This is a genomic window from Salinisphaera sp. SWV1 (assembly GCF_052044155.1).
Lineage (GTDB): Bacteria > Pseudomonadota > Gammaproteobacteria > Nevskiales > Salinisphaeraceae > Salinisphaera.
In genome coordinates this window covers 1-13,195 of record NZ_JBQDYE010000010.1, presented here as the reverse complement: position 1 = coordinate 13,195, position 13,195 = coordinate 1, and the positions used below count along the sequence as shown (strand labels likewise).

General features: G+C 66.2%; 14 protein-coding genes. 7 read left to right on the top strand and 7 right to left on the bottom strand.

Features of this window, described 5'->3' with window-relative positions; all coding sequences use genetic code 11:
- Positions 1-311: 311 nt before the first annotated feature.
- The 3 genes from ACS8YF_RS06735 (at position 312) to ACS8YF_RS06725 (ending at position 2,729) form a co-directional block, all read left to right on the top strand.
- Entirely contained in the window at positions 312-1,523 is a 1,212-nt protein-coding gene (locus tag ACS8YF_RS06735; RefSeq protein WP_440849452.1) for a CaiB/BaiF CoA transferase family protein, read from the top strand.
- Positions 1,520-2,239, top strand: coding sequence for a glutathione S-transferase family protein (locus tag ACS8YF_RS06730; RefSeq protein ID WP_440849451.1), 720 nt, complete (start codon positions 1,520-1,522; stop codon positions 2,237-2,239). The genes ACS8YF_RS06735 and ACS8YF_RS06730 overlap by 4 nt, the downstream gene beginning before the upstream one ends.
- A gap of 64 nt (positions 2,240-2,303) precedes the next feature.
- The gene (locus ACS8YF_RS06725; protein ID WP_440849450.1) at positions 2,304-2,729 is read left to right on the top strand and encodes a hypothetical protein; all 426 of its coding nucleotides are present in this window, start codon (positions 2,304-2,306) and stop codon (positions 2,727-2,729) included.
- A 738-nt stretch (positions 2,730-3,467) separates the two neighbouring features.
- On the opposite strand, the gene ACS8YF_RS06720 is transcribed toward ACS8YF_RS06725, so the two are convergent.
- Entirely contained in the window at positions 3,468-3,836 is a 369-nt protein-coding gene (locus ACS8YF_RS06720) for a PAS domain-containing protein (RefSeq protein ID WP_440849449.1), read from the bottom strand.
- 247 nt (positions 3,837-4,083) lie between these two features.
- On the opposite strand from ACS8YF_RS06720, the gene ACS8YF_RS06715 reads away from it, so the two are divergent.
- Positions 4,084-4,713 carry a response regulator transcription factor gene (locus tag ACS8YF_RS06715; RefSeq protein ID WP_109993763.1) on the top strand — a complete coding sequence of 210 codons (630 nt, stop codon included), beginning with the start codon at positions 4,084-4,086 and terminating at the stop codon, positions 4,711-4,713.
- Positions 4,714-4,803: 90 nt separating this feature from the next.
- Here ACS8YF_RS06715 and ACS8YF_RS06710 read toward each other — a convergent pair whose 3' ends face one another.
- The 3 genes from ACS8YF_RS06710 to ACS8YF_RS06700 all read right to left on the bottom strand — a co-directional run bounded on the left by ACS8YF_RS06710 (position 4,804) and on the right by ACS8YF_RS06700 (position 5,813).
- Positions 4,804-4,980, bottom strand: coding sequence for a DUF1328 domain-containing protein (locus ACS8YF_RS06710; protein ID WP_109993764.1), 177 nt, complete (start codon positions 4,978-4,980; stop codon positions 4,804-4,806).
- 165 nt (positions 4,981-5,145) lie between these two features.
- Positions 5,146-5,583: a host attachment protein gene (locus ACS8YF_RS06705; protein ID WP_440849448.1), complete on the bottom strand. Its 438-nt coding sequence runs from the start codon at positions 5,581-5,583 to the stop codon at positions 5,146-5,148.
- A 32-nt stretch (positions 5,584-5,615) separates the two neighbouring features.
- Entirely contained in the window at positions 5,616-5,813 is a 198-nt protein-coding gene (locus tag ACS8YF_RS06700) for a CsbD family protein (protein WP_440849447.1), read from the bottom strand.
- Positions 5,814-5,970: 157 nt separating this feature from the next.
- On the opposite strand from ACS8YF_RS06700, the gene ACS8YF_RS06695 reads away from it, so the two are divergent.
- On the top strand, positions 5,971-7,005 hold the full coding sequence (locus ACS8YF_RS06695) for a hypothetical protein (RefSeq protein ID WP_440849446.1): 1,035 nt from the start codon (positions 5,971-5,973) through the stop codon (positions 7,003-7,005).
- 6 nt (positions 7,006-7,011) lie between these two features.
- Here ACS8YF_RS06695 and speE read toward each other — a convergent pair whose 3' ends face one another.
- A complete protein-coding gene (speE, locus tag ACS8YF_RS06690) occupies positions 7,012-7,863 on the bottom strand; it encodes a polyamine aminopropyltransferase (protein ID WP_440849445.1) in 852 nt (283 codons plus the stop codon).
- Positions 7,864-7,926: 63 nt separating this feature from the next.
- Between speE and speA the strand changes: the two genes are divergently transcribed.
- Complete coding sequence (gene speA, locus ACS8YF_RS06685) at positions 7,927-9,786, top strand: biosynthetic arginine decarboxylase (RefSeq protein ID WP_440849444.1); 1,860 nt, start codon at positions 7,927-7,929, stop codon at positions 9,784-9,786.
- Positions 9,787-9,931: 145 nt separating this feature from the next.
- On the opposite strand, the gene ACS8YF_RS06680 is transcribed toward speA, so the two are convergent.
- Positions 9,932-10,756, bottom strand: coding sequence for a symmetrical bis(5'-nucleosyl)-tetraphosphatase (locus ACS8YF_RS06680; protein ID WP_440849443.1), 825 nt, complete (start codon positions 10,754-10,756; stop codon positions 9,932-9,934).
- A gap of 27 nt (positions 10,757-10,783) precedes the next feature.
- Positions 10,784-12,247, bottom strand: coding sequence for a hypothetical protein (locus ACS8YF_RS06675; protein ID WP_440849442.1), 1,464 nt, complete (start codon positions 12,245-12,247; stop codon positions 10,784-10,786).
- A gap of 359 nt (positions 12,248-12,606) precedes the next feature.
- Between ACS8YF_RS06675 and ACS8YF_RS06670 the strand changes: the two genes are divergently transcribed.
- The coding region (locus tag ACS8YF_RS06670; RefSeq protein WP_440849441.1) for a hypothetical protein at positions 12,607-13,195 on the top strand (589 nt) is incomplete at its 3' end.

The window sequence follows — 13,195 nt, the reverse complement described above, 5'->3', positions numbered from 1 at the left end:
TGCACCGCCGATAGTGCGCCGCGTGGGCGCCGAACAAAACCGCCGACAGGGCCGCGGATTTTCGCCCGGCCCGCCGGCTGGCCACTGTGCGGATAGCCCTGGCGCGCCCTCGGGGGTCGCGTGAAACGGCAACCGGCCCTTGTGTCCTGTAACGTAAGTTCACGTCATGGATTTCGCGTGATTTTTCGTGTCAGGCAAGGCGCGGTGATGAGCCGTATCAGCGAATACGGCGATTTGCCGCAACGCCGCGTGGCGCGAAAAAGTGCCGAAATAGTGCGGCGAATTTGCGTTACAGGACACTGCTGAGACCCATGAAACAGCCTTTGAACGGATATCGCGTCTGCGATATGACGGCCATGATTTCCGGCCCGCTGGCCACCATGCAGCTGGCCGACCAGGGGGCCGACGTGATCAAGGTGGAGCGCCCCGGGGTGGGCGATTACACCCGCCTGGCCTCGAATCGTCGGGCGGGCATGTCGGCCAGCTTTCTGAACAACAATCGCAACAAGCGTTCGATCGCCCTGGATCTGAAGCATGCCGAGGGTCTGGCCGTGCTCAAACGTATTGCCGCGACGTCCGATGTGTTCGTGCAGAATTTCCGGCCGGGCGTGGCCGAGCGCATCGGCATCGGTGAAGCGGCCATCCGGGAGGTGGCGCCGGATATCATCTATGTATCGATCAGCGGTTTCGGCGCGGACGGGCCGTATGCGGCCAGGCCGGTCTACGATCCGCTGGTGCAGGCGCTGTCGGGGCTGGCCAGCATTCAGGGCGGCTCGGACGTGGCGCGACCGCGGCTGGTTCGCACGATCCTGCCCGACAAGCTCACCGGTTATGTCGCCGCGCAGGCGATCACGGCTGCCTTGCTCGCCCGGGCCAACGGCGGTGGCGGGCAGCACATACAGTTGTCGATGCTCGACGCCGTGATCGATTTTCTCTGGCATTCCGACATGAACAGCCAGACGTTCGTCGGGGCCGACATGGACCAGTCGCAGGCCGCCAGTTTCATCGATCTGATTTACCAGACCACCACGGGTTATATCAGTGTCGCGGTGCAGACCGACGCCCAATGGCAGGCGCTCACCGAGGCCCTGGAAACCCCGCATTGGCGCGACGATCCGCGTTTCGCGACGCCGGCGGATCGTCAGGACAACATCGATGCCCGGCTGGCGTTGACCCAGGAGCGACTGCGCCGAGCCAGTGCGGAACACTGGCTCGAGCGGCTGACGGCACATGGTGTGCCCTGTGCGCCGGTGCTCACGCGTTCGGATCTGGTCGATCATCCACAGATCCGGGCCAACGGCAGTGTGCTGGAAACCGATCACGCTATCGCCGGGCGCCTGCGTCAGGCCCGGCCGGCGGCGCGTTTTTCCGCAGCTGGTGAGATGCCCATGCGCGGCGCCCCACCGCTGGCCGCCGATACCCGATCGGTGCTTGCGGACGCCGGTTACGACGCCGCCGCGATCGCGGCCCTGATCGACAGTGGCGCCGTGGCTGTCGCCGATACGCAAGGCAACCCCGGATGATCGATTTCTATTACTGGCCCACGCCCAACGGCTGGAAGATCTCGATCCTGCTCGAGGAACTGGGCCTCGCGTACCGGACCATTGCGGTGGATATCAATGCGGGGGATCAGTTTGACCCCGCGTTTCTGGCGATATCGCCGAATAACCGCATGCCGGCCATCGTCGATCATGCCCCGCCGCCCGACTGCGGCGAGGGCGCGGTGTCGGTGTTCGAATCGGGCGCGATCGCGCGCTATCTGGCGCAAAGGACCGGCGCGTTGTACCCGCCGGACGCGCGTCTTCGCACCCAGATCGACGAATGGCTGTTCTGGCAGGTCGGCAATCTCGGCCCCATGGGCGGGCAGATGAGCCATTATGTCAACTACGCACCGGGCGAACATGCGTATTCCGAGACACGCTATCGCAACGAGTATCATCGCTGCCTCGGCGTGCTGGAGCGACGGCTGGCCGATCGCGATTACCTGGTCGGCGAGACGTATACCATCGCCGATATCATAAACTGGCCATGGGTGTTGATCGCCAGGGCCATGGGGCAGCCGCTGGACGAATTTCCGCGAGTCGCGGCCTGGCGCCAGCGCATCAAGCAACGCCCCGCGGTCCAGCGCGGTGTGGATCTCGGCAAGCAGTGGCGGGGCGGCCAGCCGAAAAACGAGGCGGCACGGCGGCGACTGTTCGAGCAGACCGCGGATACGGCGCAGCCATCTTCGCGCGACTGAGCGCGACCAGTACAATTCCGGCCTTCGTCAGCCCCCGGGCTCATCGATCGTCAGGAGAGAGGTCATGTTTGCGTTCATCAAGGCGTTTGTTGCCGGGCTTATCGCCATGCTCGGTTTCAATCAGGGGTTGCTCTGGCTGTTCGATCGCCTGTCGATTGCGGACACCACGAGCTGGAGCCCGCAGGATCTGCCGGGGACCGGCATACCCGTCGTGGCATGGCTGGCGCTCTGGGGCGCGCTGTGGGGCCTGGTGGTCTGGTCGCTCGTACGCCGTGCCGAAGCGGCGGGCTATTACGTCGGCGCGATCATTCTGGGCGGCGTGCTGCTGACCGGTGCCGCCGCAGCGATCACGCCCTGGCTGGGCGGCGTGGTGTTCGGCGTATCGCTGGGCGGTTATGCGATGAACGCGATCGGCGTGGTGCTGGCGGCCAATGCGGCCTACGGTCTGGGCTTTGCCGTGATCATGCGGCTGTTGCATCCGCCGCGTTGAGCGGGCCGCCGCGGCCGGCGGTGGTCGCGGACCGGAGCGGCCGTTTCAGGCGGCGGTGAATCGGCGCGGCAGCCTCGGCATGAAACAGCTCGGCTGGCCGTCATCGCGGCCGTGACTGATGAGACAAGGATCGCCGCCGTGACTGCGCGCGTGAGCGGCGGACGCTCGATCCCGGGCCGAGGCCGCTGCGCTGGGTGGTGGTGAACGCCGGCAACGGCTGCCCCGTCGGCGTCGGTGCTGCGCCCGTTGTTGTCCACGCCCCGCGTGATCCGGCACTCGTGGGGCGCGGCCGGCGAAGGGGCGAGCGCCTCGATGGCGTTGCCGAGGAGGTGGCGCCGTACCTGTCGGGTGAAGATGCGCGCCATCGGCAGTTCGATGGCTCTGAGTTCGCGCTTGTCCGGCCATTGAAACGAAACCCGCTCGGATCGAGGGCTCGGCGGCCGCCATTCGCGCACTTCGCCGGGCACGGGAAACAACGACGACCGGAGCATCGTCGGCCGGCCCTCGCGCGAAGTCGCGCAGATGAGAAATGACTTGGGCCGGCCGCTGGATCCCGTATTCGGCGCGTAGCAGAAGATCGGCCTGGGGCAGCCGTCACGCGCGCGCCCGCGAGTGCCCGGCTGACGAGGTTGTGCGGGCCGAGGTCAGCGGTTGGCCCGGATCGTGCGCCAGCCCGGTGCCGAGTGAGGTGAACAACGCGGCTGCGTTCGCGCATCGCGATCGGCTTCTGCCGCGCGTTCATCCGGTCCCGGGTGTGTCGGCCGCTTCGGTCAGATCGATGGCGAGCCCGGCCAGGCGCCAGGTTGCGCCGGCGCGATCGCGCGCCGGGAAAGCAGGATCACGAATCCGGCGGATTTCGCCGTGCGGTCGATCGATACGGAAGATCTCATCGTATAGCCCTTGTGCCGCGTCGCGTTTGCACGCCTTGCGTACCCGTTCGCGACCACTTTCATAAACCCGGGCCAGGCGTCTTCCCGGGTCTTCGTAGAGACTGGCACAGGGTTGTCCCCAGATGTGCTCAGACGCGGAGCTGATATAAATCGGTTCGTCGCCGGGCGGGTTGGTCATCCAGAACACTTCCCCGATATGCTCGGCAAGTTCGCGCAAGCAGCGCGTCTCGCGTTCGGCGTCCCTGGCCTGCGCCTCGCGGCGCGCCAGACCCGAGCGAAATGACGCGATCTGTTCGTGCGCCGTGGCGAGGCCCCTGGGCAGGGGCGCCGGCGTGTCGGGTTCGTGACATGGGACCGATCGGTTAGCGGTGGCGAAACACCCCCCGCGACCATAATATATGGGCGTTGCGTATGGTCGCCTTGGCGGCGCGCGCGAGACAGAGGCCGGGTAGCCAGGAGACGCTATGCGTAATGATTTTGCTGTTCATATCGTGGACGATGACCCCGGCGTTCGGGAGTCAATGAAAACGCTGGTACGGGGCGCCGAATATCCGGCGTTCTGTTATCCCAGTGCTTCGGCCTTTCTGGAGCGCTGCGATTCGGTAACGGGGTGCGCGCTGATTGACCTGCGCCTGCAGGATATGGACGGCATTGCGCTGCAGAAGGAATTGATCGCGCGGCAGAGCCCCCTCGACATCGTCATGATGAGCGCTTACGGGGATATCGAACATGCCGTCGAAGCGATGCGCCTCGGCGCGGTCGATTTCCTTGAAAAGCCCTTCGACCCCGATTACCTGCTCAAGCAACTGTACGAGCTTTCGCGCGCGAGCGACACGAATGAGCGTCTCCAGCGCGAAGCGCGGCAGCGGGCGGCTCTGATCGATACCCTGACACCGCGCGAAAAGCAGGTGCTCAGCGGTATTGTCGACGGCCAGGCGAACAAGCAGGTAGCGGCCGATCTCGGCATCAGCGCGCGCACGGTGGAAACGCATCGCGTACACATCATGCAGAAGCTGCAGGCGGATTCGCTGGCGCATCTGGTGCGCATCTGGCTGGCCGCAGCCGCGTTGCAGGAGACCGCGTCCGAGCCATGAGACGCCCGGGTTCGACCGGTTGCAGCCGAAGAACCTCGAATGCGAACAAGAAAAGCCGCTGATTGTTGATCAGCGGCTTTTTTTACGGCGCTACAATCGCGGCCCGCGGCCCCGTACCGCATTGGATATGAGGGCCAGCACGAACAGCACGATAAAGATGAAGAACAGGATCTTGGCGATCGACGCCGCGCCCGCGGCAATCCCGCCGAAACCGAAAACCGCCGCGATGATGGCGATAATGAAAAATACGACAGCCCATCCGAGCATGACTCGCCTCCTTGTTGCTGCGCTGCGTCAAGCGGGTCGAGCGAAACGACTCGATTCGATGTTCGCGCATTCTCGCCGACGGGTCCGCACCACCTTGAGTATCGCGGGCAATCATGTATGACACATGAACCGCGCGATGAGAATTCGTCTTTGTCGAGACGGCGTTCAACCGAGTTGCGAACCCAGGTGTTTCTCGATCTCCGCATCGTTCTGGCCGGTCCAGTCCTTGTCGATGCTGGCCGCCACGCATTGCGACAGCGGGCTGTCCAGATGCTCGCGCAGCCGGCCCAGGAACTGGGGCGCGGCGACCAGCACGAGTTCATCGAAAGCGTTGTCGTTGAACCCCGACTTGAGTCGGGTCACGACTTCCTTGGCGAACATGTCTTCGTGCTTTTCGCTGGTTCGGGTTTGCGGATCGGCCTGGTGGCGCCCGTGCGCCGCCGAATCCTCGATTTCGCCCTTGCCGCCGGTGCGCAGATCGCCTTCGTGTTTGCGACTCTCGTCGTGATAGAACGCGTCCACGCGGGACAGCACGCCGGTTCCTTGACGCGAAAACAGCCGCGCGGCGGCTGCATCGGCGACCAGAATCCATTGCTTGGCCATGAAACCTCGCCTTGTCGGTCGCAACCGACCTTTTAGAACTTGCGTTCGAATTCCCTGAGTTTTTCCTCGGCCGCCTGCCGGGTGTCGCCGTATTTTTCCTGAATCTTGCCGAGCAGGTTCTCGCGCTTGCCGCGAACCTGTTCGACATCGTCATCGGTCAAGCGGCCCCAGTGCTCGCGCACGGCACCCTTGATGCGATCCCACCGGCCTTCGAACTGATCATCGTTCATGACGAACTCTTGATTGCAAAATGCATGAAATACGCTAACAGCGCGTGTTGATCACACCATCCGGGCAATTACCCAGGCGTGCTCGGGCGGGCTCAGGCATTCGCGGTCGCCGGGCATAATCTTTAAGCTCGGGGCTTCGTATCCCAATACCCGTGCCATGGCCGAACACGCCCGTTCCGATCTCGCCGACCGCCTTTTCCAGGCCCACGTCGCTCATGAACTGTCGGCCTGGCGCGGGGAGCGCGGCCCCGAGCGCCTGGCCGGTCTGGTCGACACGTTCTGGGACTGGGCCGAGCGCACCACGCTCACCGAACTGATCGATTGCGACACCGTGCGCGGTGCCGCCGAGCGCCTGGTGCTGGATCTCGACCTGCCGGATCAGCTGGCGGGCATCATCGGGGGTATTGCCGACGACCTGGTACGCCTGGACGTCAATCGCGACACGCGTGTGCGCGATGTGATCGATCAATCGCTGTTCGACGAGGGCGTGACCCTGGCGGTGGAACTCGAAACCCTGCGGGCGCGGCTCGTGCAGCGGCTGTTGAAAAGCCCGGTATACACCGCGCTGGCGTCTGACATTCTGTATCAGGGCATCAAGGACTATATTTTTTCCGATTCCGGGGCGATCCGGTCGATTCCGGGCGTATCACGGCTGATCAAGGGCTCGTCGAGCGCGGTCAGCCGGCGCATGCCGGGGCTGGAGGCGCAGGTCGAAAGCCGGGTGAAGGCCTATATCGAGGCCAATACCGCGCGCACGCTCGCACGCACCGAGACCTATCTGCTGGAGTCGCTGGACGGCGATCGTCTGCGGGCGCTGGCCGACGAAATATGGCGGGCGGCGGCCGACAAGCCATTGTCGATCGCCGACGCCATCGATTCCGACGAACTGCAACGGCTGGTCGATTATGGCCTGCAGGTCTGGCGCTCGCTGCGCGAGACCGAATACCTCGGCGTGATGATCGACCAGGGCGTGCAGACGTTTTTCGCGCGCCACGGCGACGACACACTCGCCGAGCTGATGCGCCATGTCGGTCTCGAGCGCGAGGTGCTGGCCGGCGAGGTGGCAGCGTTGGCACCGGATATCATCGACGGCCTGGCCGAAACCGGGCTGCTCGAGACCTGGGTGCGCGACCAGCTCGCCGATTTCTATGACTCGGGCGCCTTCGCTGCCGTCATGCGCGGCGACGACTGACCGCGATCAATCGTCGCCGGCCAGCACTCGCTGCATGAAGGCGGGCTGGGCGAAAGCGGCGTGGTGCATCGCCGGCGTGTAGTACGCCGTGTCGAAGGCCGGCTCGGCCGTGGGCGCGGCCAGTGCCAGGTCGTCGCGCGCGGCGAGCGTGGCCGACCACCAGCCGGTGGGGTAGCTCGGCTGCGGAAAACTCAGCAGGTGTGTGGCCGCGAACCCGGCGCGGCGCAGGCCACCGTGCATGTCGCGGATCAACTCGGCGTGCACCAGTGGTGACTCGCTCTGCTGAACCAGCAGGCCGCGCGGGGCGAGCACGCGATGGCATTGCCGATAGAAGGCTTCATTGAACAGACCCTCGGCGGGCCCGATCGGGTCGGTGCTGTCGATGATGATCAAATCCACCGATGCATCGCCAGCGGCGGCCATCCAGGCCACGCCGTCCTCGAACGCGAGCGTCGCTCTCGGGTCGTCGTTCGATTCGACCAGTGCGGGGAAGTACTGCTCGGCCACGCGGGTGACGCGCTCGTCTATATCGATCTGGGTAACGGATTCGACGCTGTCGTGCTTGAGCACTTCGCGCAGGGTGCCGCAGTCGCCGCCGCCGATGATCGCCACATTCCGGGCATTGCCGTGGGCGAAGATGGCCGGGTGCGTCATCATTTCGTGATACACGAAGTTGTCGCGGTCGGTGAGCATGACCAGGCCGTCGATCGTCAGCAGCCGGCCGAAGGTCTCCGTCTCGTAGACCGCGATGGTCTGGTAGTCGGAGGTTTCCTCATGCAGTTTGTTCCGAACTTTCAACGAAAATCCGACGCCGAGTTCGTCGCTGGCCTCGGTGAACCACGATTCGTCCGCTACCATGGCGCGGTATGCTCCTTCGCCGCCGTCGGCGGCTCGATTCCACTGGATGAGTTCGCAGTATAGATGATGTCCGTATCCGCCCGAGAAGCCGCCGCCGAAGCCCGTGACTGGACGCTCGACGATGCGCGCCGCCTGTATCGTGTCGCCACCTGGGGCGATGGTTATTTCGGCATCAACGAGGCCGGGCATGTCGAAGTCCGGCCGGCTGCCGACATGCCCGGGGTCGATCTCGATGCCCTGGCGGACGAGATCCGGGACGCCGGCCTGCGTCTGCCGGTGCTGGTGCGGTTCACCGATATCCTGGGCGACCGGCTCAACCGGTTGGCCGATGCTTTCGACGCCGCCCGCGCCGCCCACGACTATGCCGGGCGTTATACCGTGGTTTATCCGGTGAAGGTCAACCAGCAGCGGTCGGTGGTCGAGCATCTGGTGACGGCTGGCGGCGACCGCGCCGGTCTCGAGGCCGGCAGCAAGCCCGAGTTGATGGCCGTGCTCGCGCTGGCCCGCCCCGGTTCGACCATCGTATGCAATGGCTACAAGGATCGTTCCTTCCTGCGCCTGGCGCTGGCCGGGCAGCAACTGGGCCACCGCGTTTACATCGTGGTCGAGAAACCCTCCGAGCTGGCGCCGATCGCCGAGCTGGCCGATGCGCTCGGCCTGCGGCCGCGGCTGGGTCTGCGGGTTCGGCTGGCCAGTGTCGCGGCGGGCCACTGGCAGAACACGGGCGGCGAGAAATCCAAGTTTGGTCTGACCGCCGATCAGGTGGTCGCGGCCGTGGCGCGCATGCGCGAACTGGGCATTCTCGATTGTGTATCCATGTTGCACGTGCATGTCGGTTCGCAGGTCGCCGATCATGCCGCGCTGGCCCGGGCCATGGACGAGACCGCGCATCTGTACCGCAGCCTGCGGGCCCTGGGCGCGCCGATCGATACGGTCGACGTCGGCGGCGGGCTGGCGGTGGACTACGAAGGCCGCGGCGCGCGTTCGTTCTGTTCGATGAACTACGGCGTGCCCGACTACGCCGAAGTCGTGGTCGGCGCGCTGGCCCGGGTGGCCGAGCGCTTTGACCTGCCGGCGCCGAACATCATCAGCGAATCGGGCCGCGCGCTCACCGCCCATCATGCGGTATTGCTGACCCAGGTCATCGACAGTGAAACCAGCGTGAACGTGGCGCCGGCGGCGCTCGACGAGGCCCTGTCGGCCTCGGCCCAGCTCGATCGGGTAGCGGCGCATCTGGCCGACGTGCAGGCGCGGTTTGTTGCCGGTGAACTCGGGCTGGCCGAGCGCGCCGAGGCCGAGCGCGAGGCGGCGGCGGTGTATCGTGCGCTCGCCGCACGGGTTCCCGAAGACGCCGACGAGCGCGCGGCGGTCACCGCGGCGCGCGAGAAACTCGCGACCAAGTATTTCGTGAATTTCTCGGTGTTCCAGTCGGTGCCCGATGTGTGGGCACTGGACCAGATCTTCCCCGTGATGCCGCTGGCCCGGCTCGACGAAGCGCCGGACCAGAACGCGCGGCTGTGCGACCTGACCTGCGACTCGGACGGCCGGCTCGACCGCTATGTCGACGACAACGGGCTCGACACCACGCTGCCGTTGCATGCACTGCGCGAGGAAGAGGTCTACCGTATCGGTATATTCATGGTCGGGGCCTACCAGGAGAACCTGGGCGACATGCACAATCTGTTCGGCGACACCGACGTCGTCGATGTCGAGATTCGTGACGGCGGCTGGCAACTGGGCGACGCCCAGCACGGCGATCGCACCGACGAATTGTTGACCTACGTGCACTTCGAGCCCGAGGCGCTGCGCCGGGCCTATCGCCGCAAGCTGACCGCAGCCGGACTCGCGCCGCGCGAGCGCGCCGAGTGCGAGGCATTGCTGGAGGCGGGGCTGGCCGGTTATACCTATCTTCTCGAGTCGTGACCGGCCGTATCGAACGGCCCGGGTGCCCGTCGCCGCCGGCCTGTCTCGATGTGGCCTTGTCCCGGCAAGGTGGCGGACCGCCCGCGGCCCGGCCGGCCGTTGGCGAGCGCGGGCCCGCCCATGGCCGATGGTGGGGCGAACGGTTTCAGTCCCGGGCGGCGACCTGAATCAATTCCGGGGTCGGCCGTGTCAGGTCGAGCGCGCTCAGCGTGCCGCCCCAGGCCGCGCCGGTATCGATGCCCCAGACGTTGTATTCCGGCCATGCGACGCGCTCAAGGGCAGACCAGTGACCAAACACGATGCGCTGGCCCGCGCTGACTCGCCCGGGGACCGCGAACCACGGTGTCAGTTCCGGCGGCGCGTCGGCCAGGGTCTTCTTGTAGTCCATGTCGAGGCGCCGGTTCGGCCCCACGAAGCGTAGACGCGTGAGCGCGTTGGCGATGAAGCGCAGCCGTGGTACGCCGCGCAGGCCGGAATGCCAACGCTCCGGCGTATTGCCGAAAAGCTGGCCGAGAAACGCCGCATGATCGGGCGCGCGCAAAGCGGCCTCCAGCTCGCGCGCGCGTGCCAACCCCTCGGCAACGGGCCAGCACGGCGGCAGCCCGGCATGTACCAGGGTCCAGCCGAGGCCGGCATCGTGGTGCATCAGTGGGCGGTGGCGGAGCCAGTCGAGCAGCGATTGGCGGTCGGCGGCCGCAAGCAGCGATTTCAGACTGTCCGGCGCACGCTGCGCGGCGTCCGCGCGCGCGGCCAGGCTCAACAGGCTGAGATCGTGGTTTCCGAGTACCGTGATCGCGGTATCGCCAAGCGCTTTGACGCGCCGGATCACGCCGGCCGAATCGGGGCCGCGGTTGACCAGGTCGCCGACGAACCACAGGCGCTCGATCGGGCCGCGCGCGGCCAGCCGGTCGAGCAGCTTGTCGAGAAGGTCCGCGGCGCCATGAATATCGCCAATGGCGTAGATGCTCACGAGATCCGGGGTCGCGAAATGGTCGGCTCAGTCTGCCGATCGCGCGGGCGCGGTGCCACCGCGGGCGGCGAAAATCAGCGCGCCGGGGTCTGCGTGCACGACCTGCCAGCGCTTGTCATGGCGCAGCGTATCGACGAGCGGAGCGCCGCGGGGAAGCAGGACCACGCGAATGCCCCAGTGACGGAACAGCGCGCGCCAGTGTTCGCGGTATTGATAGGCGCGGAACCAATGCAGCACGAATGCCTCGGGATACATGTCGAAACGCGTATCGATGAAAACGCGGCGGCCGGGGGTATAGAAGCGCGCGCAACTGCCGGCGATTTCGCTCGAGAACCAGTGGGTATTGGCCGGGTAGTGCCGATCCAGGTAACGCAGGGAGGCTTGCAGTGGCGCGCAACCGGCCAGATGAGCCGGGCCCGCGGTGGCGGGCGCGCCAAGGGTAATTACCGCCGCGCCCAGAAGCGGCAGGCCGGCGACCGTGGCGCGCCGTGCGAGCGGTGTATCCAGCGGCGCCAGCGCCGCACGGAGCCGTTTCGGCGACAGCCGGGCCCCGGCGTGGGTGAACAGGCGCGGCGCAATCAGGGCATAGAACAGGCCGGCCCAGACCACGAAACGCATGGACGTGCATGCGAGTGCGGTGAATACGGCCACGTGGATGACCTCGGCGGCGCTCAGCACACGGCGAAACACGAGCGCGAGAGCCGCGAACGCAAGCACGAGCGCTGCGCCCGCCTGCATGTAGGCATTGTCCAGGCGCGGCGGCATGAGTTCGTGAATGTGTGCGTTCATCCGGGTTTCGAGCGACAGATTCACGATATAGCCATACAGCGTCCAGCCATAGGGATTCAGCCCGCTGGCCAGCACGGCCACGATGAACAGCAGGGCGTAGCTCGGCGGCGAGGCCGTGGCCGCAATCGGGTCGCGGGCCCGGGTCCATAGATCACCGGCGGCGAATAAAGTGATCGAGAGCAGGCCGAGGGTGAATCCCAGATGCATATTCGACCACAGCGCGTAGATCGCCGCGATCCAGGCCGCCGTCGCCAGTCTGTGCGCGTCGCCGGCGCGCAGGCGCTGGATCACGAGATACTGCGCCAGCAGAGCAATGTTGCTGGCGAGCATCGGTCGCAGCCCCAGATTCGTACTGACCGGCAGCAGGACCAGTGCACCGATCAGCATCGGCCAGAATGGATGGACACCATGGCGGCGCAGCGCGCAGGCCGGGATGAGCGCATAGGTCGCCAGGCCCAGCAGGCCGACGGCGAACACGCTGCCGGTTATCCCGAATACGCTGTACACGGGGGCGGCGATGGCCTCGAACAGCCATTGATAGAGCACCCAGTGGCGATCCGGGAAAGTCCAGGAAAACAGATCGCGATGCGGCAGGCCGTTCGCCCAGATCGCCTGTCCGGCACGAAAAAGCCAGCCCCAGTCGGCCGTGATCGCGCCGAGCTGCATATGGCGCGCGAACAACCAGACAGCGATGACGAACACAACGGTGCCCGGAACAGCGATCGCGAGCGCTGGGGCGAGGCGCCGGATCACGGGTCTCACGGTTGCCGTAACCGCCTGCGACTGCGAGTATTATTATCAGGGGGCACAGCGTGGCGAGATCGATTGCCGAAACGCGCGACCGCCGGCGCGTCGAGCGCCGGCCGAGCGCGGATCGCGCCGCGTCGCAAGGGATCGATAAGCGACATGAAGGCAGACTCCGTAACACGCGACCGACGTGCGTCCGCGCCCGCGCTCTTGGACGGCCCGGGACAGGGCGAAACCACACCGCGATCGAAAAGCCGTCAGTTTGCCATGCCCGCTCGCCGGTGTTTGCCATATATCGGAGGGTCCGCGTTTAGATGAACACGGCCCGGAGTACGAACAACCGTCGGTGGGGCGGGTTGATCGTGGCGGTGCTCGGTGTGATCGGTGCGATCTATCTCGGTATCGGCGCGCGCAACGCGGCACTCGACGGCGCCATCCGGCAGGCCACGACCGAACTCGCGCCGACTCTGGGCGCCCGGGCCAACGGCAGTCCCCAGGCCGTCGTCCACCGTCTGGTCACCACCGACGCCTCGGACATGGCCTTTCTCACGGTACGCGACCGCGCGCACCGGCTCGTCGCCTCCGATGGCGCGTGGTCGCACTGGTTCGCAGGCTGGGCTTCACAGGCAACGGTGCGGGCCTGGCGTGCCTGGCTGTATCGCACGCTGTGCGCGGATACGTATCGATCGGTACTCGACGGCGCACAACTGCACGCGGGTGTGCCGTGGTGGCGGGTGGCGGTCATCGCCGGGCCGCCATTCTGGGCGACGTTGCTGCTGTCGGCTCTGGGCCTGGTGCTGTTCGAGCGCGAGCGCCGTGCGCACAGGCAGGCGCCGCCCCGCCTCGCCGCCAAGGGGCCGGGGCCGGCATCGGCTTGGCGCGAATGGCTGCGTCGCGCGCTGC

Excerpts from the sequence above, each read along its gene's own strand:
- ACS8YF_RS06735 (WP_440849452.1), top strand. The coding sequence starts at position 312 with ATGAAACAGCCTTTGAACGGATATCGCGTCTGCGATATGACGGCCATG.
- ACS8YF_RS06730 (WP_440849451.1), top strand. The coding sequence starts at position 1,520 with ATGATCGATTTCTATTACTGGCCCACGCCCAACGGCTGGAAGATCTCG.
- ACS8YF_RS06725 (WP_440849450.1), top strand. The coding sequence starts at position 2,304 with ATGTTTGCGTTCATCAAGGCGTTTGTTGCCGGGCTTATCGCCATGCTC.
- ACS8YF_RS06715 (WP_109993763.1), top strand. The coding sequence starts at position 4,084 with ATGCGTAATGATTTTGCTGTTCATATCGTGGACGATGACCCCGGCGTT.
- ACS8YF_RS06710 (WP_109993764.1), bottom strand. The coding sequence starts at position 4,980 with ATGCTCGGATGGGCTGTCGTATTTTTCATTATCGCCATCATCGCGGCG.
- ACS8YF_RS06705 (WP_440849448.1), bottom strand. The coding sequence starts at position 5,583 with ATGGCCAAGCAATGGATTCTGGTCGCCGATGCAGCCGCCGCGCGGCTG.
- ACS8YF_RS06700 (WP_440849447.1), bottom strand. The coding sequence starts at position 5,813 with ATGAACGATGATCAGTTCGAAGGCCGGTGGGATCGCATCAAGGGTGCC.
- ACS8YF_RS06695 (WP_440849446.1), top strand. The coding sequence starts at position 5,971 with ATGGCCGAACACGCCCGTTCCGATCTCGCCGACCGCCTTTTCCAGGCC.
- speE (WP_440849445.1), bottom strand. The coding sequence starts at position 7,863 with ATGGTAGCGGACGAATCGTGGTTCACCGAGGCCAGCGACGAACTCGGC.
- speA (WP_440849444.1), top strand. The coding sequence starts at position 7,927 with ATGATGTCCGTATCCGCCCGAGAAGCCGCCGCCGAAGCCCGTGACTGG.